This is a genomic window from Flavobacterium sp. 245 (assembly GCF_004362055.1).
Lineage (GTDB): Bacteria > Bacteroidota > Bacteroidia > Flavobacteriales > Flavobacteriaceae > Flavobacterium.
The window spans coordinates 67,400-92,957 of sequence record NZ_SNXB01000003.1; the positions used below are offsets into that span (position 1 = coordinate 67,400).

At 33.8% G+C, this 25,558-nt stretch carries 27 protein-coding genes; 23 read left to right on the plus strand and 4 right to left on the minus strand.

The features are described 5' to 3' along the window. Positions 1–150: 150 nt before the first annotated feature. The gene (gene rho, locus EV145_RS06360) at positions 151–1,971 is read right to left on the minus strand and encodes a transcription termination factor Rho (protein WP_133524389.1); all 1,821 of its coding nucleotides are present in this window, start codon (positions 1,969–1,971) and stop codon (positions 151–153) included. A gap of 183 nt (positions 1,972–2,154) precedes the next feature. On the opposite strand from rho, the gene EV145_RS06365 reads away from it, so the two are divergent. From EV145_RS06365 to EV145_RS06375, 3 genes are all read left to right on the plus strand, one after another. Further along, on the plus strand, positions 2,155–2,571 hold the full coding sequence (locus EV145_RS06365) for a DUF4293 domain-containing protein (RefSeq protein ID WP_133524390.1): 417 nt from the start codon (positions 2,155–2,157) through the stop codon (positions 2,569–2,571). Between the two features lie 144 nt (positions 2,572–2,715). Beyond that, the gene (locus EV145_RS06370) at positions 2,716–3,381 is read left to right on the plus strand and encodes a response regulator (protein WP_133524391.1); all 666 of its coding nucleotides are present in this window, start codon (positions 2,716–2,718) and stop codon (positions 3,379–3,381) included. Positions 3,382–3,418: 37 nt separating this feature from the next. After that, positions 3,419–4,330 (plus strand): sensor histidine kinase, encoded by a 912-nt coding sequence (locus EV145_RS06375; RefSeq protein ID WP_133524392.1) that lies wholly within the window; start codon positions 3,419–3,421, stop codon positions 4,328–4,330. A gap of 4 nt (positions 4,331–4,334) precedes the next feature. Here EV145_RS06375 and EV145_RS06380 read toward each other — a convergent pair whose 3' ends face one another. Next, a complete protein-coding gene (locus tag EV145_RS06380; protein WP_133524393.1) occupies positions 4,335–4,829 on the minus strand; it encodes a metallophosphoesterase family protein in 495 nt (164 codons plus the stop codon). Positions 4,830–5,042: 213 nt separating this feature from the next. Then, entirely contained in the window at positions 5,043–6,956 is a 1,914-nt protein-coding gene (locus EV145_RS06385) for an SPFH domain-containing protein (protein WP_133524394.1), read from the minus strand. Between the two features lie 414 nt (positions 6,957–7,370). On the opposite strand from EV145_RS06385, the gene truA reads away from it, so the two are divergent. The 14 genes from truA (at position 7,371) to EV145_RS06455 (ending at position 18,336) form a co-directional block, all read left to right on the plus strand. After that, positions 7,371–8,105 (plus strand): tRNA pseudouridine(38-40) synthase TruA, encoded by a 735-nt coding sequence (gene truA, locus EV145_RS06390; RefSeq protein WP_133524395.1) that lies wholly within the window; start codon positions 7,371–7,373, stop codon positions 8,103–8,105. Positions 8,106–8,179: 74 nt separating this feature from the next. After that, on the plus strand, positions 8,180–9,934 hold the full coding sequence (locus tag EV145_RS06395) for an ABC transporter ATP-binding protein (RefSeq protein ID WP_133524396.1): 1,755 nt from the start codon (positions 8,180–8,182) through the stop codon (positions 9,932–9,934). A 144-nt stretch (positions 9,935–10,078) separates the two neighbouring features. Further along, complete coding sequence (locus EV145_RS06400; RefSeq protein ID WP_133524397.1) at positions 10,079–10,663, plus strand: NUMOD4 domain-containing protein; 585 nt, start codon at positions 10,079–10,081, stop codon at positions 10,661–10,663. A gap of 231 nt (positions 10,664–10,894) precedes the next feature. Further along, on the plus strand, positions 10,895–12,283 hold the full coding sequence (gene lpdA / locus EV145_RS06405; protein ID WP_035748270.1) for a dihydrolipoyl dehydrogenase: 1,389 nt from the start codon (positions 10,895–10,897) through the stop codon (positions 12,281–12,283). Between the two features lie 108 nt (positions 12,284–12,391). After that, positions 12,392–13,297, plus strand: a complete 906-nt coding sequence (locus tag EV145_RS06410; protein ID WP_133524398.1) for an arginase family protein — start codon at positions 12,392–12,394, stop codon at positions 13,295–13,297. A 128-nt stretch (positions 13,298–13,425) separates the two neighbouring features. Beyond that, entirely contained in the window at positions 13,426–13,800 is a 375-nt protein-coding gene (locus tag EV145_RS06415) for a YdeI/OmpD-associated family protein (protein ID WP_133524399.1), read from the plus strand. A gap of 34 nt (positions 13,801–13,834) precedes the next feature. Then, positions 13,835–14,548: a CPBP family intramembrane glutamic endopeptidase gene (locus EV145_RS06420; RefSeq protein ID WP_133524400.1), complete on the plus strand. Its 714-nt coding sequence runs from the start codon at positions 13,835–13,837 to the stop codon at positions 14,546–14,548. 11 nt (positions 14,549–14,559) lie between these two features. Continuing rightward, positions 14,560–15,240, plus strand: a complete 681-nt coding sequence (locus EV145_RS06425) for a DUF4919 domain-containing protein (protein ID WP_243739212.1) — start codon at positions 14,560–14,562, stop codon at positions 15,238–15,240. A gap of 20 nt (positions 15,241–15,260) precedes the next feature. Continuing rightward, complete coding sequence (locus EV145_RS06430) at positions 15,261–15,692, plus strand: GNAT family N-acetyltransferase (protein ID WP_133524401.1); 432 nt, start codon at positions 15,261–15,263, stop codon at positions 15,690–15,692. Positions 15,693–15,711: 19 nt separating this feature from the next. After that, positions 15,712–16,341, plus strand: a complete 630-nt coding sequence (locus EV145_RS06435; protein WP_133524402.1) for a hypothetical protein — start codon at positions 15,712–15,714, stop codon at positions 16,339–16,341. An 11-nt stretch (positions 16,342–16,352) separates the two neighbouring features. Next, positions 16,353–16,919, plus strand: coding sequence for a DUF3592 domain-containing protein (locus EV145_RS06440; RefSeq protein ID WP_133524403.1), 567 nt, complete (start codon positions 16,353–16,355; stop codon positions 16,917–16,919). A gap of 41 nt (positions 16,920–16,960) precedes the next feature. Then, entirely contained in the window at positions 16,961–17,350 is a 390-nt protein-coding gene (locus tag EV145_RS06445; protein WP_133524404.1) for a DUF1801 domain-containing protein, read from the plus strand. An 85-nt stretch (positions 17,351–17,435) separates the two neighbouring features. Next, positions 17,436–17,882 (plus strand): hypothetical protein, encoded by a 447-nt coding sequence (locus tag EV145_RS06450; RefSeq protein WP_133524405.1) that lies wholly within the window; start codon positions 17,436–17,438, stop codon positions 17,880–17,882. A gap of 34 nt (positions 17,883–17,916) precedes the next feature. Then, positions 17,917–18,336 (plus strand): hypothetical protein, encoded by a 420-nt coding sequence (locus EV145_RS06455; RefSeq protein WP_133524406.1) that lies wholly within the window; start codon positions 17,917–17,919, stop codon positions 18,334–18,336. Positions 18,337–18,545: 209 nt separating this feature from the next. On the opposite strand, the gene EV145_RS06460 is transcribed toward EV145_RS06455, so the two are convergent. Beyond that, positions 18,546–21,053, minus strand: a complete 2,508-nt coding sequence (locus EV145_RS06460) for a M14 family zinc carboxypeptidase (RefSeq protein WP_133524407.1) — start codon at positions 21,051–21,053, stop codon at positions 18,546–18,548. A 105-nt stretch (positions 21,054–21,158) separates the two neighbouring features. Between EV145_RS06460 and EV145_RS06465 the strand changes: the two genes are divergently transcribed. The 6 genes from EV145_RS06465 (at position 21,159) to EV145_RS06490 (ending at position 25,530) form a co-directional block, all read left to right on the plus strand. Then, positions 21,159–21,755: an NAD(P)H-dependent oxidoreductase gene (locus tag EV145_RS06465; RefSeq protein ID WP_133524408.1), complete on the plus strand. Its 597-nt coding sequence runs from the start codon at positions 21,159–21,161 to the stop codon at positions 21,753–21,755. A 39-nt stretch (positions 21,756–21,794) separates the two neighbouring features. Continuing rightward, on the plus strand, positions 21,795–22,361 hold the full coding sequence (locus EV145_RS06470; RefSeq protein WP_133524409.1) for a hypothetical protein: 567 nt from the start codon (positions 21,795–21,797) through the stop codon (positions 22,359–22,361). A gap of 29 nt (positions 22,362–22,390) precedes the next feature. After that, positions 22,391–22,843 (plus strand): hypothetical protein, encoded by a 453-nt coding sequence (locus EV145_RS06475; protein WP_133524410.1) that lies wholly within the window; start codon positions 22,391–22,393, stop codon positions 22,841–22,843. 251 nt (positions 22,844–23,094) lie between these two features. Further along, a complete protein-coding gene (locus tag EV145_RS06480; RefSeq protein ID WP_133524411.1) occupies positions 23,095–23,580 on the plus strand; it encodes an SRPBCC family protein in 486 nt (161 codons plus the stop codon). Positions 23,581–23,706: 126 nt separating this feature from the next. Beyond that, complete coding sequence (locus EV145_RS06485; protein WP_133524412.1) at positions 23,707–24,603, plus strand: NmrA family NAD(P)-binding protein; 897 nt, start codon at positions 23,707–23,709, stop codon at positions 24,601–24,603. A 12-nt stretch (positions 24,604–24,615) separates the two neighbouring features. Beyond that, positions 24,616–25,530, plus strand: a complete 915-nt coding sequence (locus tag EV145_RS06490; protein WP_133524413.1) for a helix-turn-helix domain-containing protein — start codon at positions 24,616–24,618, stop codon at positions 25,528–25,530. Positions 25,531–25,558 lie beyond the last annotated feature (28 nt).

The following is a 25,558-nucleotide window of genomic DNA, read 5'->3' on the forward strand; positions in this document are numbered from 1 at the left end:
AAGGTTCTGAGATACTAAGATACTAAGGTACTAAGGTTAAAAAAGCAAAAAGGGATGAGTTTTAAAACTCATCCCTTTTTTACATCATTTAGTTTAATCGCAAAGAAAAAACCTTAGCATCTTAGTATCTTAGCAACTTAGAATCTTTACCTAGTCATTCATAGAAATCAAAAACTCCTCATTATTTCTGGTTTTCTTGAAACGATCGTTTACAAAATCCATAGACTCTACAGGGTTCATATCTGACAGATATTTACGCATAATCCACATTCTTTGTAATGTTTTTTCGTCTAATAACAAATCGTCACGACGTGTACTTGAAGACGTAAGATCGATTGCAGGGAAAATACGTTTGTTAGCGATTTTACGATCCAATTGAAGTTCCATGTTACCGGTTCCTTTAAATTCTTCAAAGATAACCTCATCCATTTTAGAACCTGTTTCAGTCAATGCAGTTGCAATGATACTTAATGAACCACCGTTTTCTACATTTCTAGCAGCTCCAAAGAAACGTTTTGGCTTCTGTAATGCATTAGCATCAACACCACCACTCAATACTTTTCCAGAAGCTGGTTGTACTGTATTGTAAGCTCTAGCCAAACGCGTAATCGAATCTAATAAGATTACAACATCATGTCCGCATTCTACTAAACGTTTTGCTTTTTCAAGAACGATATTAGCAATTTTTACGTGTTCCTGTGGCTCTCTGTCAAAAGTTGACGCAATAACCTCACCGCGAACACTTCTTTGCATATCAGTAACCTCTTCAGGACGCTCATCAATCAAAAGTACAATTAGATAAACTTCAGGATGATTTGCTGCAATTGCGTTTGCAATATCTTTAAGAAGCATTGTTTTACCCGTTTTAGGCTGTGCTACAATCATACCACGCTGCCCTTTTCCTATCGGAGAAAATAAATCAATAATACGAGTTGATATAGAACTGCCTTTTTCGGCTAATTTGAATTTTTCAGAAGGAAAAACAGGTGTCAAGTGTTCAAAAGAAACTCTGTCGCGAACTACTTGCGGATCGTGACCATTAATTTTAAGTACACGAACTAAAGGGAAAAATTTCTCACCTTCTTTAGGAGGACGAACCACTCCTTTTACTGTATCTCCAGTTTTAAGTCCAAATAATCTGATTTGTGAAGTTGATAAATAAATATCATCTGGAGAAGCTAAATAATTATAATCAGACGAACGTAAAAATCCGTAGCCGTCTGGCATCATCTCAAGAACACCTTCACTTTCAATAATTCCATCAAATTCAAAATCTGAATCTCTGAAATTATTCTTTTTATTTTTATGATTCGGATTTTGATTTCCGTTATTTCCATTTCCATTACCGTTTTGATTTCCATTTTGGTTTGGATTCTGATTCGGATTTTGGTTTGGGTTTTGATTTTTGTTTTGATTCGGATTTATCTTTTTTGCTTGAGGCGCTGTTTCTGCTTTTTCTGCTACTGGAGCTTGATTCTCAGAACCTTCTTCAGCAATCACCTCTTTTACCGCTTCTTTTTCCTTTTGCAGTGCAACCTTTTTCTCGTAAGCAGATTTATTAAATTTTACGATTTTCGGCTCTTTTTTGTCTGCAACAGGCTTTTCTGTATTTTCCTCAGCGTCTAATCCTTCCTGAACTTTTGGAACTACCTGAATTTTTGGCTTTGCAACAGGGGTTTCCTTTTTTTCTGGAATTGTTTCCTCGGCTTTATCAAATTCTAAAACTGGAGCATTTTTTGAAACAGCTGCTTTTTTAGCAGGAACAATCCTCGCCCTTTTTGGTTTATCATCTGACATTTCCTTTTCAGCCACAGCAGGAGCCGGCGGCGTTGCAGTCGCTTCTTGATGCGCTAAAATCTGGCCAATTAAAGCCTCTTTTTTAACACCATTAAACTTTATTGTTTTAGCTAACTTAGCTATTTCTTGAAGCTCAGAAAGCTTCATTTCTTTTAATGCAGAAATATCAAACATGAATGTTCTATGAATTTAATTATTTTAAAGGAAATACAGTAAAAAGAATAGGTAGATAAATATTTTCAATTGACCGCAGTATGAAGTGCTTACGGTATTATGATGCAATAATACGAATAAAATTTAATCATACAATAGTATTTGTAAAAAAGAAAATATATTTTTGTAAAACAATTTCAAGTTATGTTACAACGAATTCAAACTGTATATTTAATTCTTGCATTTATTGCAACAAGTGTTTTGATGCTTTTTATTCCGTTATGGACATTAAAAGGCGGAACATTATTTTTCTTTAATCAAGATCCCATATATACTGTAATAATTGGGTTAAGTACAATGCTTACTATTGTTAGTATTATTTCATACAAAAAAAGACAAAATCAGTTTGTGATGAACAGACTGAACATGATATTAAATTTAATTTTATTAGGATTATTTGTATATCGCTCTCTAAATTTATCTGGAGAGACAGTTAACGCTGTTTCAGAGAAAGGTATTGGGATGTTTCTTCCGATTGTTGCTATCGTGTTATTAGTTTTAGCTAATAAGGCCATCAAAAAGGACGAAGATCTTGTAAAATCTGTAGATCGTTTGAGATAAACCTATAAACTTAATTTTTTGTGCGAAGAGAACCCGAATATTTTATTCGGGTTTTTTTGTGGCTTTAAATGATACAAAACAGGCCTAATAAGGCTATTTAAAAACATCTTTCCTATTTAATTTTGCATTCTCATTTCCAAAACAATGACGACAAATAAAATAAGGATTCATCTCGCAGATGACCATCAAGTACTTATTGATGGCCTTACTAATCTATTACAAACAGTTTCAAATTTTGAAGTTGTAGGCAATTCACTTAATGGGAACACCATTTATGATGATGTTGTACAAAATAATTCTGATATTTTAGTTTTAGATATAAGTATGCCCGAAAAAGACGGCATCAAAGTTTTACAAGAATTTAATGAAAAAGAAAGCCATTGCAAAATCATAATTTTGTCTAGCTATGATGATTTAAAAATCATCAAGGAAGTAATGAAATTAAATGCAAAAGGATATTTAACAAAAAAATGCGCCGGCGAAAATATTATTGAAGCCATAAACACCGTTCATAGCGGACAAGAATATTTTTCGGCCGCTGTCAAAGAAAAAATACTCGAAAGTTTTTCCCACAACACCCCCAAATTACAAGAAAACATTTTTTTTGAAAATTCAATTTTAACTCCAAGGGAACTAGAAATTGTCAAACTAATTTCGCAAGAATACAGCGGAAAAGAAATAGGCGAGCAACTATTTATTAGTGTAAATACCGTCGAAACCCATCGCAAAAATATCATGAAAAAACTGCATATGAAAAACACAATTGGTTTGGTCAAATATGCTTTAAAAAACAATTTGATTAATCCGTAATTCTTCAAAACTAAACTCAGTTTAACTGCTTTCGATTATGCGTGTTTTTAGAACTTTAACTTTGTTTCTTCTCATCATTTCTTTTAATGGAAATCTTGTGTTTTGCCAACAAAGCAAAATTTTAAAAGAAAACATACAGCAACAGCATGCCAAAACACCCGTTTCAGAACTGCATAAACTTGTTCAGCTCCGAAACAAAAAAATAGTCAGTTTGACAATTCTTCTTGTTATAATCTTATTTTTTCTCTTTTATTTCTTTTATCAGAATAATAAATTAAAACAAAAAATAAAGCGAAAAGACGTCAAGCAAAAAATCCTACTGAATATTATTAATTCTGGAATTGACACTCAAGAAACAGAACGCAAAAAAATCGCTTCGTTCCTACATGACAATATCAATTCTTTGCTGTCATCTGCAGGACTGCATTTAAACACTTTTACGGCACAAAACAATATAGAGTCGGAAGAAATCAGAAAAACAAAAGACATATTAGCTCAAGCGCATGATCTTTTACGAGATATGTCGCACGACCTTGTTCCTAGTCTTTTAGTTCGGTTTGGCTTAATTTATGCTTTAGAAGATTTATGTGAACGAAACTCAAACAGTTCAATAAATTTTCAGTTTTCTAGCACTATTCCAACAGATAAGCGATATGTTGAAAAATTTGAAATGAAAATTTATTTTATTGTTTCAGAACTCTTTAACAACATCATCAAACACAGTAATGCAAAAACTGCTGCAATCAATTTAAAAGAAAATCAAAACATTTTTATCATTAAGATTGATGATGACGGTGTGGGATTTGATACAAAAAAAACAAATGCAACAGAGGGCTTTGGACTAAATCGAATAAAAGCCCGAATTAAAAAATTTAGAGGCACTTTTAATATTATCTCAAAAGTGAATCACGGAACAACAATAAAAATAAAAATTCCGCTTCCACATTAAAAGTTTATTTTTTTCCGATTTCGATAATTTCCAAATCCTTTATTTTATCATCCTCAATTACGAAGCGAAGCATTGTACGCATTTGATGAAAACCGCTTTTTCCGGCTGCACCAGGATTCATGTGTAATAAATTGTTTTTTTTATCGAACATCACTTTTAAAATATGCGAGTGACCACAAATAAATAATTTGGGAGGATTCTGCGCCATCTCTTCTTTTATATTTTGGTTGTATTTACCCGGGTAACCGCCAATATGTGTAATCCATACGGAAACATTTTCACACATAAACCGATTGTTTAGCGGAAATTCCAGTCTTGCTTTTGCATCGTCGATATTTCCATAAACTGCTCTTAAAGGTTTTAGTTTTTTAATTGTATCGGTAACATTCAAATCGCCAATATCTCCAGCATGCCAAACTTCATCGGCTTGATTAACATATTTCAAAATAATATCATCGATATAGCTATGAGTATCGGACAGAAGGAGGATTTTTGTCATTTTTTTTGAGGTACAGAGGTTCTGAGGCGCAAAGGTACAAAGGTTTTTTCTTAAAGTTGCTAAGGTTCTGAGATGCTAAGTTTTTTTTTAAAGGTGCTAAGGTTCTAAGATTCTAAGATATTTTTTACATAAAAAATCCGATTCGCGAAGCGAATCGGATTTGTATCCTAACAGGTTTTAAAAACCTGTTAGGTATTTTTATTATCCTAAATCTTAATTCTTAGAATTTTTACCTTCATTAGAATCTTTAGTATCCATCATTTCCATTAGTTTTAGTCCTAACAGACCGCTAATAGAACCATCAGAACCTCCATTTCCCGAAATTAACACATCAGGAATCACTTTGATATTTCCTTTACCAATTTCCTCGGTAACTTTATATCTTGTAAAATTGTCTCCACCCATTGCGCTAACTTGTAATTGATACGATTCAGCCGTAGATTTACCAATTGCCATGATTTTTTCTGCTTCAGCCAAACCTGTTTTTGAAATTCTTTCCGCTTCAGCGCTTGCATTCAATTTGGTAGCTTCTGCCTGTGCTCCTGCTCTCGCTTTGGTTGCTTCCGCTTCTGCATTTGCGCGCATTTTGGTTGCTTCAGCTTCAGCATTTACATTTAATTTTAAACTGGTTGCGTCTCCTTCTGCTTTCTTAACCGTTGCATCTGCGGTTCTTTGCGCAATTTCAACACTTTGTGAAGCACGAACAATTTCCTTTTGCATATCGGCAATCGCAGTTTCTTTCTCCATTCCCTGACGCTGTTCTTGCGCCATTCTTTGTGTTTGATATGTTTTTTGCTCTTCTTCGGCCAGCTTTCTGTCAGTCAAAGTTTTCATTAACGAATCTGGCGGTACAATATCACCAATTAAAGTATCTACTGCATTTACATTATATTCGTCAAGAACTAACTTAATATGATTTTTAGCCGATTCTTGGCGCTCTTTTCTTGTTGTTAAAAAAGAAATCACATCGCTGTCCTGAGCTGAGTTTCTGAAATAGTTACCAATTGTTGGCTCTAAAACCTGAGAAACCAAGTTGTTCATGCTTCCAAAACGTGCAATAACTTTTGGCGCTTCAGCCGCTGGAACGTGAATAATCTGCGCCACATCTAAATTAAACGGGAAACCATCTTTTGAACGAACGGTAATCGTAGAAAGATTTTTATCTAAATCATGCGATTCGCTTCTAGCGTTTGCCCAGTTCAAAACTAAGTTTGTTGTTGGAACTGCTTCTAACTTTGTTGTATATTTATTAAGCGCATATTTCCCAGGTCCAAGTGGCTCCATCCACACACCGCGCTGCCCTTTTGAAACAATATTTCCGTGTTTGAAAGTATCTCCTGTAACATCTTGCCCATCTTCTCCTATGTATGAAATCACAACTCCAACATAACCAATTGGCACATCTGTCATCGGATTTTGTTCGATCTGAATTCCCCATGTATTGATATAGTAAGATCCTGCTAACATCACCTGTGGCTGTAAACCACGATTTCCGCCACTCTCTAAAAACTTGTCATAATCCTGAAAGTTATTATGGTTGTCAACAAACTTACCTGCGATCTGACCTTGTGGAATTGGTTCCCCGTCAAGAGCCGTTACAATACCAATCATATTTTCATAAATCTTAATTTGCTCCGCAATTACGATTTCAAATAAGAACGTATTAATACGATACGAACCTGTCGTAATAAAAGCCGTCTGACGTCCTTTTTGTCCGCCGTTGTTCAAGAATGAAGTAGCATCCTGAAAATTGTCACTTTCAACTTTTCGGGCAAGGATTCGTCCAGTTGGAATTTCCTTTCCGTCCTTGCTTAAAACCAATCCGATTTTCCCTTCTGGGATAATAGTAAATCCAGTCATGTCGATTGAATATTGCCAGATCCACATTCCCCAGTACAAACCTGGAGCAAGTGTTTGTGCCTGATAACCCGCTTCTCCTTTTGTTGCAATAATACGACCATCCGGAAGCGACCTGTCGGCCCCAAACAAAACGAATTTTTTGGTCACAAGACCAATTTTATCCTCCGGAACCATTACCATTCCGAAAAAAACGCGTAAAATAAATTTGTAAAAAATAATGGAGAATAAGATTAAAATTATCCACCAATAAGAAGTAATTTCATTCATAGTTTTTGATATTTAGACTACAAACATAGGAGAAATATTTCCTGTTAAAATGAAAAATTTTCAAAATTAACGTTTGATAATCTTTAGCAAAAAAAGTTAAGATTTAATTGATTTTCTATCGTTGGAATTGTCAATTTCTGACACGATTTTTTGCCGTGTAAACTATGATTGGTATTTTGGGTTTTAACAGTTCTTTTAGGAGATTCTAAGGCTTTGAGATGCTAAGATTCTAAGTTTTCCTTGAAGCGATTTACAAAATAAATGTTTTTAATATTTTGCTTTGACATCGAATGTTAGACGCACTCTACGCATCTCTACAATTTTTAGACGACAAAAAACTTAGAATCTTAGCATCTTAGAACCTTAGCAACTTTTTTTCGTACCTTTGCGCCTCAGAACCTTTGAACCTTTACCTTGAGATATTTTATTCAATTTGCTTACAACGGAACACATTATCACGGCTGGCAGTTTCAGCCAAATGCATCTTCTGTTCAAGAAACTTTAAACAAAGCACTTTCGGTTTTACTAAATTCATCTATAAATGTTATGGGAGCCGGACGCACTGATACCGGAGTGCATGCCGAAGAAATGTTTGGGCATTTTGATTTTGAAACTCCGTTAGACGTCCCAAATTTAGTGCATAAGCTAAATTCTTATTTACCTAAAGATATTGCCATTTTTGACATTATTTTGGTTCATGATGAAGCACATTGCCGATTTGACGCTACACAACGAACATACGAATATCATATCAACACTGTTAAAAATCCGTTTTTACAGGGACTAAGCTGGTATTTTAACCAAAAATTAGATGTAGCTTTGATGAATGAAGCTGCAAAAATTTTATTGAATCACACCGATTTTCAATGTTTTTCTAAAGTAAATACAGATGTAAACACATTTGATTGCACGGTTTTTGAGGCACATTGGAAACAAGAAAACAACAAGTTGATTTTTACTATTTCGGCAAACCGATTTTTACGAAATATGGTTCGATCTATTGTTGGAACTTTAGTAAATATAGGATTGCATAAAATTTCGCTGGCTGATTTTGAAAATATTATTGCCAGCAAAAGCAGAGAAAAAGCTGGATTTTCGGTTCCGGCACATGGTTTATATTTAACCGAAGTAAAATACGATTATTTATAGCTATAAGCTGTAAGCAGTACGCTTTAAGTTAAGCCTATTGCCTAAAGCCTAAAGCTTAAAGCATTAAAAAATAAATGAAAGCAAAAGCATTCGATACCGGTTTATTCAAACGAATTTTAAAATATACAAAACCTTACAAGTGGCGCTATTATGGCGTTATTGTTTTTGCAGTTTCGCTGTCGATTTTTGCCGCGCTTCGTCCTTATTTATTAAAACAAACGGTCGACGGCTATATCAAAACGCATGATAAGCACGGTTTATTGATGTACATTATATTAATGGGCGTCGTGCTTTTATTCGAAGTATTTTCCCAATTCTATTTTGTTTATTGGGCCAACTGGCTTGGGCAGGACATTGTAAAAGACATTCGCAATAAGCTTTTTAAACATATTTTAAGCTTTAGGATGAAGTATTTTGATTTGGTTCCTGTTGGACAATTGGTAACCAGATCCGTATCAGATATTGAATCGATTGCTCGTATTTTCAGCCAAGGTCTTTTTATGATTATAAGCGACTTGATGAAAATGCTGGTGGTTCTACTTTTTATGTTTTACATGAATTGGAAGCTGACTTGGATTGTCGTTGTCGCCATGCCTATTCTTGTTTATATCACTCGAATTTTTCAGCGTAAAATGCAAGTTGCTTTTGAGGAAGTACGAACGCAGATAGCTAATATGAATTCGTTTGTTCAGGAACGTGTTACAGGAATGAAAATCGTACAGCTTTTTAACAGAGAAAAAATCGAGGCCGAAAATTTTAGAGTAATAAACGACAAGCATAGGGTTGCCTGGATTAAAACGATTCTTTACAACTCCATTTTCTTTCCAATTGCCGATATTATTTCGTCAATCACTTTAGGATTAGTAGTTGTTTTTGGCGGATTTAAAATTTTGAACGGAGATCATTTTACAACTTTTGGAGATCTATTCTCTTATACAATGTTTATTGGAATGCTTTTTAATCCGCTACGTCAAATTGCAGATAAATTTAATGAGATGCAATTAGGAATGATTGCGGCTAATCGTGTTTTCGACATTATTGATACTCAGGATCACATTCAGGATACGGGAACTATTGAAGCTCCTGTTTTTGATGGAAGTATTGAATTCAAAGACGTTCGTTTTAGTTATATTCCGGAAGAAGAAGTAATTAAAGGTATTGATTTATCTGTCGCTTCTGGACAGACAATTGCAATTGTAGGTTCAACTGGTGCCGGAAAATCAACTATAATTAATTTGCTTAACCGTTTTTATGAAATTAATAGCGGTACTATTTTTATTGATGGACATAATATTGAAAACTATACACTGGCTTCGTTAAGAAAACAAATTGCTGTTGTTTTGCAAGATGTATTTTTGTTTGCTGATACTATTTACAATAATATTACTTTACACAATCCGGAGATTACTCGTGAAAAAGTACTGGACGCAGCTAAAAAAATTGGCGTTCATGATTTTATTATGAGTCTTCCTGATAATTATGATTTTGATGTAAAAGAGCGTGGTGTCATGCTGTCGTCTGGCCAGCGCCAATTAATTGCTTTTTTACGCTCGTATGTGAGTAATCCGAGTATTTTGATTTTGGACGAAGCAACTTCTTCAATTGACACTTATTCTGAAGAATTAATTCAGCGTGCGACAGAAACGATTACTAAAGGAAGAACTTCTATTATTATTGCACATCGATTAGCAACAATTGTAAATGCTGATAAAATTGTAGTAATGGACAAAGGATTAATCGTTGAACAAGGAACACATCAAGAACTGCTTAATAAAACTGATGGTTATTACAAAAACCTGTACGATTCGCAATTTTCGGTAGCAAACTAGGGCTCAAAATGCTAAAAAAACATTTATAAACGTTAAATCAGCGTTATAGAAATCATAAAACTGCTAGTCGGGGCTAGTGCTTTAACATTTCATCTTTGGTTTATTTTTTATCTTTGAGATAATAGAAATCAAATGTAAAAGAAAATGCCACAAAACAGATTTTATCCAGACGAACAGTTCAAAGAAATAGAAATAAATGCTTCATTACAACTTAAATACGCGATCTCAAACAGAGGCCGACTTATAAGTTTTACAGACAAAATTGAAGACGGCCGAATCCTTAAAGGCGGTTTGAGTGACGGTTATCCAACCTTTAGATTTAAGGTTAAAAAAGATGACAAAATTGTCAATAAATATCTTTTTCTCTACAAATTAGTTGCCCAATATTTTCTTCCGAAAGATTCTGAAGAGCAAACTTATGTTTTGCACTTAGACTACAACAGAAGTAACGATGACATCAGCAACCTTCGATGGGCAACAAAAGCTGAAATGATGGCGCACAGCCGAAAAAGCCCGCGTGTGATTCAAGCGAAAAAAAATCTCATCGAACACAATTTAAAAGCTGATGGACGCAAATTAACGACCACAAAAGTCATGCTGATCAAGAAAATTTTGGCTAGACCAGATCAAAAAACACGCTTAAAAATGATCGCCAAACAATTTGGCGTAAGCGAAATGCAAATTAGACGAATCGCCAGCGGTGAAAACTGGGGACACGTTAAAGTTTAATTATTTTAGTAAAATGTTAGAGGTAAAATGTGAGATGTAGGAACTTTAATTCAACATTTCACATTTTACCTTTTTTACTTTACACATTTTACTTTTTACTTTTTTACATCTTACTATTTTTTTAAAATAAATCCTTAAATTCGCAATCACAAATAACAAAAGAATAAATCGGAAAATGAGTTTCGGAATTAAACCTCATTATTTCGGTATTAAATACTAAAAACCAAAAAAATGAAATACGACGTTATTGTTTTAGGAAGTGGTCCTGGCGGATATGTAACAGCGATTAGAGCTTCACAATTAGGCTTTAAAGTAGCTGTAGTTGAAAAAGAAAACCTTGGTGGTGTATGTTTGAACTGGGGATGTATCCCAACTAAAGCATTATTAAAATCAGCTCAGGTTTTTGACTATTTGAAACATGCTTCTGATTATGGACTAAAAGTTTCTGAATTCGATAAAGATTTCCCAGCAGTTGTACAACGTAGCCGTGGTGTTGCTGAAGGAATGAGCAAAGGAGTTCAGTTCTTGATGAAGAAAAACAAAATTGACGTTATTGAAGGTTTTGGAAAACTAAAACCAGGTAAAAAACTTGACGTTACAGATAAAGATAATAAAGTTACTGAATACAGTGCTGACCATATTATTATTGCTACTGGAGCTCGCTCTCGTGAGTTGCCAAACTTGCCTCAAGATGGCGTAAAAGTGATTGGTTACCGTCAGGCAATGACTTTGCCAACACAACCAAAATCTATGATTATTGTTGGTTCTGGAGCAATTGGAGTGGAGTTCGCTCACTTCTACAACTCAATGGGAACTGATGTAACTATTGTAGAATTTATGCCAAACGTAGTTCCTGTAGAAGACGAAGATATCTCAAAACAATTTGAGCGTTCTTTGAAAAAAGCTGGAATTAAAATTATGACTAATTCTTCTGTTGAGCGTATCGATACAACTGGTTCAGGAGTAAAAGCTTTTGTTAAAACAGCAAAAGGAGAAGAAGTTCTTGAAGCTGAGATTTTACTTTCTGCAGTTGGAATCAAAACCAACATCGAAAACATTGGTTTAGAAGAAGTTGGAATCGCCGTTGACAGAGATAAAATCTTAGTAAACGCTTACAACGCAACTAATATTCCAGGATACTATGCAATTGGAGACGTTACTCCAGGTCAAGCTTTAGCTCACGTAGCTTCTGCTGAAGGAATTAACTGTGTGGAAAAAATTGCTGGTTTACACGTAGATCCAATCGATTATGGAAATGTTCCTGGTTGTACTTACGCAACTCCTGAAATCGCTTCTGTTGGTTTAACTGAAAAACAAGCTAAAGAAAAAGGATACGAATTAAAAATTGGTAAATTCCCATTCTCAGCTTCAGGAAAAGCTAAAGCTGCGGGAACTCCAGACGGATTCGTAAAAGTTATCTTCGATGCTAAATACGGAGAATGGTTAGGATGCCACATGATTGGTGCTGGTGTTACAGATATGATTGCTGAAGCAGTTGTAGCTCGTAAACTAGAAACTACAGGTCATGAAATCTTAAAATCTATTCACCCTCACCCAACAATGAGCGAGGCTGTTATGGAAGCTGTTGCTGATGCTTACGGCGAAGTAATTCACTTATAAAAAATATACCGTTTTACGGTTACATATAATTTTCAATTTAAAAATCCGATTTGTGAAAGCAAGTCGGATTTTTTTATTTTCATAACTTTACCCTAAACATAGTTCATTATGAAAGAGATTTGTATTGTTGAATTTCCATCAAATTTAGGTCTAAAAGAACCTCAACCAGGAAAGGAACCCGGCGTAAAAAAATTACCAAAATGGTTATGGAAACATAATCTGCATAAAGAAATTAATCCAAAAGATGTTTTGACGCTCGATGCTCCAAAATACACTAATACAAAAGATTTCGAAACCCAAATCCTCAATGCAAATTCACTGGTTGAATACGCCAGAGAACAGGCTTATTTAATCAATAATTTACTAACTCAAAATAAATTCCCCTTTATAATTGGTGGTGACTGCAGTATTCTTCTAGGAACGGCAATCGCTTTAAAACAAAAGGGAAACTATGGGTTATTTTATCTTGACGGCCATACTGATTTTATGGATGTTTCTTTATCTGAAACCGGAGGCGTTGGCGGAATGGCGGCGTCTTTAGTGACTGGAAACGGCCATCAAAAGCTGACAAATATTTTAAACTTATCGCCTTACATTAAAGAAGAAAATCTTTGGTGCGTAGGCAATCGTGAATATGATGATGCGTACGAAAATGAAATCATAAAATCAGAAGCAACCTATTTTAGCTTAAATGAACTTCGGAAGCAAGGGATTTCGAATTGTACAGCGGCTTTTCTTTCTGAAATAAAAAACAAAAATCTTGACGGTTTCTTTCTGCATATCGATGTTGATGTTCTAAACGACGAAATTATGCCGTGTGTTGACAGCAGAACGCCAGACGGACTTTCGTATAAAGAATTCAACGATCTTACCTCCTATTTGTTTCAAAGCGAAAAGTTAATCGGGCTTGAAATAACCATTCTAGACCCGGATCTAGATCCGACCGGAGAATCCACAAAAGATTTTGTTGTTAATATCACCAATACTTTTAATGCTACCAGAAATAAATCATAACACATAAAACATATTGCTGTTTTAAAAAAACGCAACGCTTATATTCAATATTTTATACTATTTTTACTACTGACAATCCGTTGTCACAATGCCATTTTACTTTTAATAAAATAATTAAAGCAAGTTTTATGGAAACAAAAGACGGAAAATTAGCAGTATATGCACCAACCCGAGCCGACTGGAGAAAATGGCTTTCGGAAAATGGTGCAAACGAAAAATCAGTTTGGTTGATTTTGTACCACAAAAAAAGTAAAGTACCGAGCGTCAATTTAATCGAAGCTACTGAAGAAGCGCTTTGTTTTGGCTGGATTGACAGTTTATGCAAAAAACGCGATGGCGAAAGCTATTATTTAACTTTTTCGCATCGAAATCTGAAAACCAGCAAATGGAGCAAAACAAATATTGAAAGAGCAGAAAGACTCATTAAAGAGAATTTAATGACTAAACAAGGCCAAAATTTAATTGATCTTGCCAAAGCGCAAGGCAAATGGATTACAGAATAAAAATCATTAATTACGGTACAAAATCAAAACTGCTATGATCGGAATAATTGTTGAACTTTTACTTTCCTGGTTAATTCTTTGGACGTTTGACAAATCGAATTTATCTGTTTTAGGTTTTAAAGTCACAAAAAATCAAAGTCTTAATTTTATTTTTGGTTTCCTTGGTGCGTCAATTTTCTGCGTTTTATATTATCTCTCCTATTCTGTAATTGCTGATAATCTGATAACGGTTAATAAGCAATTTACATTTATTCAATTCCTTCGCAGTTTTTGGTGGGTTTTAAGTTCGGTTTTATTCGAAGAATTAATTTTTAGAGGTGCTTTGCTTTATATCCTAATTAAAAAATTTGGTGTAAAGTACGCCACTATGATCTCTGCAATAGCATTTGGAATTTACCATTGGTTTTCATTTGGTGTTATTGGGAATCCTGTTTCCATGCTAGTTGTATTTATAATGACAGGAATCTGGGGACTTATGTATGCCTTTGCCTACGCAAAAACAAAATCCTTATACCTTCCAATTGGTTTGCATTTAGGATGGAATTTAATGCATATTGCTGTTTTTTCAAAAGGTCCTTTAGGGCAGCAATTTTTAATTATAAGCGACAAAAAATTAGAAGGAATCGAATCCTTAATATTCTTTGTTCTTCAAATTATTGCATTACCCTTTTTTACCTACTTATGCTTGAGAAAAAACAAACCGCATCCCGATACATTGAAACAAATCCAAAATAGCACTACTAACTAAACCCTAAAGCCATGATTAGAAAAATTGTATTATCCTTTGCTTTACTGATCTGCCTAACCGCTTTTGCACAGGAAAACGAGTTCAAAATTCCAGATTACAAACAAATTGAAAAAGAGATTCAAGATAAAAAATCACCATTCTATTATCCTAATTTAATGGATCGTTTAGCTAAAAATGATACCATTATGACGCATGATGAATTTCGTCATTTATATTTTGGATATGTTTTTCAGCCTAAATACAATGCTTTCTGGAGGTCGCCAGATGAAAAAAGGCTCAATGAGATTTTTGGTAAAGAAAAAATGGAAAGCAAAGATTATGACGAAGCCATCAAACTGATCAATCATACCTTGAGCGAATTTCCTTTTGATCTCAGACAACTTAATCTTCTTGCTTATACATATCATTTAAAAGGCGACGAAGTGAGCGCAAAAACAGCTTCTTTTAAATTTCATAGTATCTTGAATGCAATCTTATCTTCTGGCGACGGAAAAAAATGCGAGAGCGGTTTTCATGTTATTCTCGTCGAACATGAATATGTTCTGTTGAATGTTTTTGAACTCGAAAGCAAATCACAATCGCTAGTGGAAAAATGCGATTATCTAAGTTTTGAAAAAGGCAAATACAATGTTGACGGAATTTATTTTAATATTGAAAAAATGCTCGAAAATGAAACTAAATCATTAAAATAACCTTTGGTATACAAAATCAAATGACAATAACCGAAATTAGAAATAAAGATTATGAATCATTAAGAAATTTGTTTTTAAACGAAAGACAAAGAACATTTTCATGGCTTGATCCATCTGAATTTCAATTGGATGATTTTGAAAAACATATTCAAGGAGAAACAGTTCTGGTCGCTTTAATAGATGATATTCCAGTTGGGTTTATTTCGATCTGGATACCTACTAATTTTATCCATCATTTGTACGTTGATCAAAAACATCAAGGTAAAAATATTGGAACTGAATTAGTGAAAGCTGCAATTGAAAAAACGCAATTTCCAATTACTTTAAAATGCTTGCAACAAAATAGCAAAGCCATAGATTTTTATAGACGAAAAGGTTTTGTTGAGAAAGAAAAAGGTGCTTCAGATCACGGAACTTATATTTTATTTGAATTATTAGAAAACATAAACTAAACAAAACCATAACCTCAAAATGAATTTACTAGAATTACCTACTGATCTTAAAAAACAAATTGAAAATGAAATAATAGATTTCTCCATAAAAGCAGCGCGAAAATATCCGCTCAGCAAATCATTAGGTGGGTTGCTTATTGGAATTCTCATGTGCGCTTTTATGAGTCTTTTTATATATGGTTTCTTTGGACCTTTGTTTAAAAATGAAGAAAGTCACTTCGAGTCAAATGGAGTACCAGTAACCGCAAGCTTAGATGATTTAGGTGAATTAATAGTTCCTGGCGGAATCATCTGTTTATTAACTTTAGCGGGGATTTACGTGATTCTAAATTCAATTTATTCCTTATTTCAAAAGGGAGGATATTTTGTTGGAACAGAAACCAGACTGATTCAATTTCAAAATGGAAAAACGGTCAGCACCGATTGGGAGCAATTTACAGGAAATGTCAAAATAAACGCTAAAAATAACTCTGGGAATCTTGAATTCGAACTTCGAACTGGAAAAATGGAAAGCCAAAAAAACAAACCAGACAAATTTGTTCCGGATATTATTTATGTTTCAGGAATTGAAAATGTTTATGATATTGAAAAAAAATGCAGAATCAGAATCAAAGAAAATGATCCTACTCCGGCCACAGTATTAAATTAAAAATAGGAAAAATGAATTTAAACAATTGGACTTTTGACACACTGCCAACCGTATTCATTATTATATTTTTTCCGCTTTTTATCTATGTTACGTATTGGTTCTTTATTACGGGGCTAATTGGATTATATCGAATGATTCAAAGTAAAAAATGGCCATCAACAGTTGGAGAAATTATTCATGCAGAAATCAAGTTTAAAGATTTCTCTTCAGATGGAGGTACCTCTTTTAAATTTATTATTGAAAAGGAATATTCCTATACCATAAAAGAACAGCAATATACATCAAAACAGACTTTACCATCTGATTCTTTGTATGCAAAAGAGTTCAAACCGCTTAATAAATTTCCTGAAAAATATGGCAGTTACTCAAACAGTATAAATTATGTTCATGCCGAGAAAGAATTACAATCTATAATTGGCCGTTCTGTAAAAGTTTTTTATGATCGCAAAAAACCTCAAATATCTTGTTTAATAACGGGTGTTAATAAAGAAATTTTTCTGCCTATTTTTATGGGGCTCATTTTTGGATGTGGCATAACATATCTGACTTATCATTTTTTGAAACCTCTTTTTGAATAAAATTTTAGAATATAAAATAGCTAATCAAAAAACTAAATATCATGAATCAGGAAATCCAAAATTACAACGATTCTCAGTCTGCAGAAGACAAAAAAATATGTGATTTATTAAGTTCCGAGATAAATGCATTTCTGAATGAAGCCGAAAGCAAAATTTGGCACAGACATCCGGTTTGGTTTTTAGACGGAAATCCAGTTGTTGGTTACAGTAAATTGAAAGATTCTGTGAGACTGCTTTTTTGGAGCGGTCAGACTTTTGAGGAATCTGGTCTTCAAAATGAGGGAAGTTTTAAAGCTGCCGAAGCCCGCTATACAAATGCTGAACAAATCAATGTTGACGATTTGAAAAGATGGCTTGATAAAGCCAGAACAATTCAATGGGATTATAAAAATATCGTTAAGCGAAAAGGCGTTTTAATCCGACTGAAATAAATTTATTTTAACTAATTAAAAAATTATAACGCAACCTTTTAACAAAAATACCATCTTTATATCAAGCCAATATAAATTTGAACCGATGAAAAAATATTACTTGCTTTTTATTGTACTTATTTTGAGTTCATGCAACAATGACGATACTCCCAAAGATGACGGAGCTGCAACTGAAAAAGTATTACAAGGAAAATGGAGCTGGACTAGTACTACTAACGGGGTCGACGGCACTATTACTACACCTGAAACTGAAAAAAAAACAATTCTACTCGAATTTTCAGGTACCAATTTTAAAAAATATATCGATGGAACCTTAACAATTAATACCACATTTGAAGTGGTGACCAAACAAGTGACTGGAGAACCCCCTACTCAAACTCTTGTCATAGGTGGCTATTATCAAATTTCAAATAAAAAAGCGCAGACTGTCCCTACTCATAGCTCTGAAGGCATTAAAATAAATGGCACTAAATTAAACCTGAATAAAACATGCAACAAATGCAATTCTTCTGAATATGTTCGTTTACAATAAAATTATTCAAAATGAAAAAGTAAAATAAATAATCATGAAAAAACTTATACCTATTATTTTTATTCTCTTAGCTTTTACAAGCTGTTCAGATGATGATGACAATCGTAATTCTGTGATTGGAAACTGGAAATTAGTAAGAGCAGAGACTTGGCAATTTGGCACTGCTGATCGTCCAATACCTTGGGTAGCCATCTCTGATTATTCAGACAAAAATATTATTTACACATTTGATGCAAGGAATAATTTAACCATCAACGAAAATGGAAAAAAAGAACAGCACAAATATGAATATAAAGTTGGCCATTTATCTGACGATCCTTCTCCAGGAGTTCCAAAGACCTCATTGGTCATTATTGATAATTCAAAATGGACTCATATGATTTCTGACAAAGGGGAAATGATTTTAGGACAATCTTATGTTGATGGTTCTGATTTGTATTTTGTAAGACAATAAACTTGTGCAATTCTTTTTCGGATTCTTATGAAGACTAAAAGTTCTGGTCTAGCCCCGATGGAAGCGGCATCCTTTTATGGTCTCGTTTCTTTAACGAGACCATGAAAGATATAGCGGACAGCGGGAATGAAAGTTCTTATGAAAAGGGAATTTTCTGCTTCTAAATAAAAAAATGCTCTTCTGAATAATTTCTAGAAGAGCATTTTTTATTAGTTGACTAAAAACAACGAATTGCTGAACAAGAGGATTCCGTTTTCCCAAAAACCTCTAAAGAGCGGATTGTCCATCATATAAATTACAGATCCGTCGCCCCTTTTATCGACTGCAAAAGTCACGGTTTCAGGAAGCTTTTTCTTGATGTCGTTTCCAACAAAACCATAACTCAAAAAGTTTTTAGGAATGTACGCCACGTTAATAGCATTTTTTAAAAGTGAAAACGATCTTTCGTTTGTTTTTAAACTGTAATACGTGTTGCCTAAACCAAACGCCATTGGATACGTTTTGTCTAGTTTATTTTCGATAATCGCACCCGGAATGGTGCCTGAAATTTCTCTTCGCTCTGAACCTTCGAAGTCTAAAAAGCGTTTTTTAAGCTCGATTTCTTTCTCCTCTTTTTCTGACTTTTCTTTGTCTTCCTTACTTGCGAACATACTTAAAGCATAACCTTCGCGATCCTGAAATAACGAAATAGCACTGCTCATAGCAATTACTTTTCCGCCATTTTTAATCCAATCGTCAATGTGTTTTTTCTGGTCGTCCGAAAAATCATAAGAACCGTCAGAAAGTATTAAAGTATTGTAATTGTACAATTTCACTCGGTTGAAGTTTGAAGTTTCAACAATACTTACCGGATATTTTACGACTTCATCCAAATAATGCCAATTGGCGCCAAACTCGGTTGAAACAATTCCTTTTCCAGAAAGCATTAAGATTTTTGGCGCTTTTAAAAGAACGAAATTTTCACCGCCAATATCTTTTGAATTAGTCGAAAATCCTGTGCTGATAAAACTATAATCCGATTTAATTTTGATGATTTCGCTGACTGTTTTTTCAAAATCGGCTGTTTTAGGATTATCGGCACGGCTTATAATTAATCCACCCGGTTCGATTGTAATAGTTCCGAAAACTGCCTTTTTCATTGCCGAACGCACTTTTATTCCCGCCTGATGCAATAAGGAAACTACTTGAGCCGAAACTCTGCTGTTCCAAGGGACATAAAAAGCATAAACGCTGGCTGGAATTGTTTTGGGAGCAATTTCTATTGCTGTTTTTGTTTTTACCGAAACTGCATTTTTTACTGCATAACCTTCCACTCCGTAAGCCAAAGGAAGCGCCCAGGCTGTGATATCATATGACAAACTATCGTTCAGTTTTTGATTTGGCTCGAATAAAACCTGCGTTAAAACTGATCTTGGCTGATCTGCTTTTATGATTAAATCGTTTGGCTCAATTTTAAAACTTTCGTTTTTCTTATTTTGATAATGAAATCCAGATGCGCCCTCAGATGCATCTGCATAACTGAATTCAATGTCATTCTTTTTCAATAGTTCGGCCAATTGTTCCAATTTTGCATTGCTTTTTAAAACGTAGGTATTGTAAACACCTTTTGCTTTTTTGCGCGCGTTTGTGTGAAAATCCCTGAAGCCTTTTAAAAGCACTTCTTTTTGCGAAGCTGCACTTTCGACAACCGTCAAAACCGCCGTTGCATGATGTGTTAAACGGTCTTTTATGGTAACGTTTGAGCCGTTTTCCATTGTTACTTCTCGGCCTGCTCCTATCCCGCCCTGCTCAAGTGTTAATCCAACTGCGCCATTGTATGTTGGATAAGTATCGCCGTAACTTGGGTAAAACAAATCAAAACGTTCTCTGGTATTATACATCCAGTTTTGTTTGTCGAATTTCTGCGAAATATTTTTTCCTAAAACGTTATGAAAATCTTTTTGGTACTGTTCGATAAATTCGTGAAGCGGTTCTGCAGCCGGAGGAAAAAAGTACGGCGAATTGTAACTCATTTCATGCACATCTGTATGCACCTGAGGCATCCATTGATTGTATACTTTTATGCGTTGTTGTGACTCAGCCTGCGTTTGCCACGCCCAGTCTCTGTTCAAATCAAAAAGATAATGGTTGTATCTGCCACCCGGCCACTCTTCCATATGTTCTCTATCGTACAAACCCGGATGTGTTTTTTTTCCTGAAATTTCACGAAGCCAATTTCCGTAACGGGAATAACCGTCAGGATTGATGCACGGATCCAGAATTACTATGGTATTTTTAAGCCATTTTTTGGTTTCTTCGTTTGACGGATTTAAAAGTTCATACGCCACTGTTAAAGCACTTTCTGTTCCGGCAAATTCGTTTCCGTGAACATTAAAGCTTAACCAAACAATTATTTTATCCTGCGCTGTAGCCGATTTTGAATCGGAAAGGCCAATTGAAGCCAAATTATTTAACCTTATTTGCTCCAGATTTTTCAGGTTTTCGGCATCCGAAATAAAGTATAAATTTAAATCGCGCTGTTCGTTTGTTAAACCGTATTGCTGTTTTTTTATTAAGGCTGAATTTTCGGTCAGGTATTTAAAATAATCTTCAACTTGATGATAATACGAAATTTGTTTTCCGTAATTCGGAATAAATTCTGATGGTGCTTTTAATTGAGCTAAAGCTGAAATTGAAGCGGTTATAAAAAATAATACAGCGTAAAAGTTTTTTATCATAATTGGAAATGGTTTGTAGTTGGTTAAAAATAAGAATTAACTTTATATAATTTAAAAACGGCTCCAATTTTAATTGATTAATTAATTTCAAATAAATTAACCAAAATGAATATTTTAATTGTTTACTGTCATCCGAGCAAAAAATCTTACACTTTTCAGATTTTAGAAAGAATTAAAAATGTAATTGCAAAACAAAACTGGAATCTCGAAATTTCTGATTTATATGCTTCAAACTTTCAAAGCGATATGTCTGAAACCGAATATGAAAGAGAAGGATTTGCAAAACTTGATCTTCCAATTTCTGAAGATGTTTTGGCAGAACAGAAAAAACTCGAAAATGCCGATTGTGTTATTTTTCTTTATCCGGTTTGGTGGAGCGATTGTCCGGCGAAATTAAAAGGCTGGTTTGATCGGGTGTATTCGGTTGGATATGCTTACGGACAAACAGCATCTTTTCCGAAAATGAAAACGGTTCCGCTTGGATTAGTTATATGCACAGCAGGTCATCCGAATGATTTTTTAAATGAAATTAAAATGGCGCAAAGCATGGAAACGATTATGCTCGAAGACCGACTTGGACAACGTTTTCAAAATAAAGAAATGTTGATTCTGGGCGGTACTTTGGAACTGGAAAAAATGATGGAAGGACATTTTTTATTGATTGAAAATATTTGTAAGAAAATCGAACAATATTTTATTTAAATCAACTATTTTCGAACTTCAAATAAAATTGATTTAAAAATGGCTGTCAAAAAAAGTGTCTTAGAACAAATGTCTGATCGTGAATTAGAAAATTATATTAAACCAGAAACTACATTTGTTCCCGAAGCTACAAAAATTGCTTTTGAAATACTTAAAACAAGAGGCCGAGCATTTTCAGCTGAAGAAATAGATTCCATTAATTTATTGATTAATAAAAAGGAGGAGAAAAAAGTAATTTCAATTCATCCAAATAATAGTAAATCATCCAATTTAATTTATTTGTCAGCAGTTTTAAGTTTCATCGTTTTATTATTACCTCCTAATGATATATTAAATAACCTTTTCAGTAATCTATTTTCTCTTCTTTTTGTTGCCTTTTTGGCTACTTTAGTCAGACGAGGTTATAACTGGGTAAAATACTTAATGTTAGTCTCCTTTGCATTATGTATCCTTTTTATTAAAAGCATTATTTTTTACGCAATAAATTTTCCACTAATTGGAGTCATTAATTTTTTTGTTATGGTTTTACAAGTATATGCCACAATTCTAATTTTTAGGATACCTAAAGGCCCTGCTTTAGTTACCGGCAAAAGCAATTTGGAATAATGTATTTTAAACTTCCGCAAAAGTCAATTATGAATTTTCGAAAAATAAAAGTTTATCACTTATTCTGGTGTGTTTCCTTGCTTATTATAATAATTGGAATTTTACAAAATAATGATTTAAAAGCAACTTTAGATGTTAATATTCATGACACTTATTATGTTGTTCGTAATTCTGACGCAACTGTTCTTTTATTCATTTGTTATTTTTTAATGGGAACTGGTTATTGGCTCATTCAAAGAATTTTCAAAAAAGATCTTGTAAAATTTCTGACTATAATACATTCTTTTATTCTGATTGGAAGCTTTCTTTTTTATTGGATTATTTTCTTTTATAATAAACGCCTTGAAGAAACCACTTTCCCTTTGTATGATAATTTTTGGACTGTAAATGTAACTTTGGTTATTGAGTTTTTATTAATTCTTTTTATTGCAACACCAATTTATATTATCAATTTATTGATAGGAATTTTTAGGAAAGGCTAACAATATTGAATACAAACAAACCGGACTAAAGTCCGGCCCTACAAAATACATCGAGCCAAAGGCTCTTTTATAGTTCCGAAGGAACAAATTATATTGTAGAGCTGGACTTCAGTCCAGTTTAACCAAAAACATATCGGATATTAAATCCGAGAATCTTGTCTGAAAACACCCTCAAAATTGTCTCCTAAACACCCTAATTAATTGATTTTTAAAGAATAAATTTGATATTCAACTTTTAAAAATCAAACAAGATGAGTGCGACAAATTTTACCACAACTATACAAGTCGACCAAACACCCCAAGAAGTTTTTAATGCCGTTACTAATGTACGTGGTTGGTGGTCTGAAGAAATTGAAGGAAATGCGGCCAAACTAAATGATGAATTTGATTATCATTTTGAAGATATTCATCGCTGTAAAGTAAAATTGATTGAAGTAATTCCGAATCAGAAAATTGTCTGGCTGGTTGAAGAAAATTACTTCAAATTTACCGAAGACAAAACGGAATGGACCCATACAAAACCAACTTTTGAGATTTCAGAAAAAGACGGAAAAACAGAACTTCGTTTTACTCATTATGGTTTAACCTCAGAATATGAGTGTTTTGAAATCTGCAGAGGCGCATGGACAAATTACATTCAAAACAGTCTTAAAAAGCTAATTGAAACGGGAAAAGGTGAACCAAATGCAACTGGAAAACCACAAACAGAAAACGAAAAAAGGCTTTCTGAAAACTAGAAGCCCAAACCTCAGAATCTTAGTGTCTTAGAATCTTAGCATCTTTTTCGGCTACAACAATAGTAGATTTGGCTAAAACAATTTGTTTGATGTTGCGCAACTTTGTAACATCAAAAATTAGAACAAATGAAAATTATACTTACAGGTTCTTTAGGGAACATCAGCAAACCTTTAGCCAATAATTTGGTTCAAAAAGGACATGACATTTCGATTATTAGTAGCAATGCCGAAAATCAGTCAACTATTGAAAAATTAGGTGCAAGAGCTTTAATCGGTTCCGTTGAAGATTTAGATTTTTTGACGGAAAGTTTTATAGGTGCGGATGCCGTCTATTGTATGATTCCGCGTGCGAATTATTTTGATCCGAATCTTGATTTAGACACTTTTACACGTAAAATCGGAAACAATTATGCCGAAGCAATTGCAAAATCAGGTGTAAAAAGTGTGGTTTTCCTGAGCAGTATTGGAGCGCATTTAGAGAAGAATTCAGGAATTATTCAGCGTTATAATGAAATTGAGGCCGTTTTGAATAAACTTTCAGACGTTTCAATAACTTTTATGCGTCCAACTTCTTTCTATTACAATTTGCTGGCTTATATTCCTGTAATCAAAAATCAAGGTTTTATTGCAGCAAATTATGGCGCTGATTCAATTATTCCGTGGGTTTCTCCAAATGATATTGCAGACGCTATCGCAGACGAACTTACAACTCCGCTTGACGGAAAAAAAGTTCGTTATGTAGCAAGCGAAGAACTTACAGGCCATGAAACAGCACGTATTTTAGGCGACGCAATTGGAAAACCTGATTTAAGCTGGGTTTTAACCACCGATGAGGAAACTTTAAATGGTTTGATTGCTGTAGGAATGCAACCAAAAATTGCCGAAGGTTTGGTCGAAATGTATGCCGCACTCTATAATGGTACATTGGGTGAAGATTATTACCAAAACCGACCTGCTGAAATGGGAAAAATAAAACTTACAGCATACGCAAAAGAATTTTCTTCGATTTACAACCAGAAATAAGTACCTTAGACTATGGCAAATTTTCAACCACACCGAATAAAAACCATCAGCGAATTTCATGAATTTAGAGATTTGCCAAAACCCCACCATCCGTTAATAAGCGTTTATAATTTTGAAGATCTTAAATATCTCAACGAAGCCGAACCCAAAAGCTTAATGTTGGATTTTTATTCGATTGCACTTAAAAGAAATTCGAATGCCAAAATGCGATACGGCCAGCAAGAATATGATTTTAAAGAAGGTGTTTTAATGTTTATTTCACCAGGTCAAGTTTTTTCAATCGAAGGAAATTCAGAATTACAGCATACAGGATGGTCATTATTGATCCATCCTGATTTTTTATGGAATACGCCATTGGCACAAAAAATCAAGCAATATGATTATTTTGGTTATGCAGTTCACGAAGCATTACACCTTTCTGACAAAGAGGAAAATATGCTTGTGGGAATTATCAAAAATATTCAGCAAGAATATCAATCAAACATTGATAAATTTAGCCAGGATGTGATTATTGCTCAAATCGAGTTGTTTTTAACTTATTCTGAGCGTTTTTACAACCGACAATTTATTACTAGAAAAATAAGTAATCATCAGATATTAGCTCGGTTAGAAAAATTACTTGAAGATTATTTCAACGATCATTCTTTGTCAAAAAAAGGTTTGCCAACAGTTCAATTTATTGCAGAAAACTTGAATGTTTCTCCCAATTATTTAAGCGGTTTATTAAAGTTGCTTACGGGCCAGAGTACACAACAACATATCCACAATAAATTAATCGAAAAGGCTAAAGAAAAACTTTCGACAACCACTTTATCAATAAGTGAAATTGCGTTTGAATTAGGTTTTGAGCATCAGCAATCCTTCAGTAAATTATTCAAAACCAAAACAAATGTTTCGCCTTTAGAATTCAGACAATCATTTAATTAAAAATTATTTCGATACATACAATTCATTA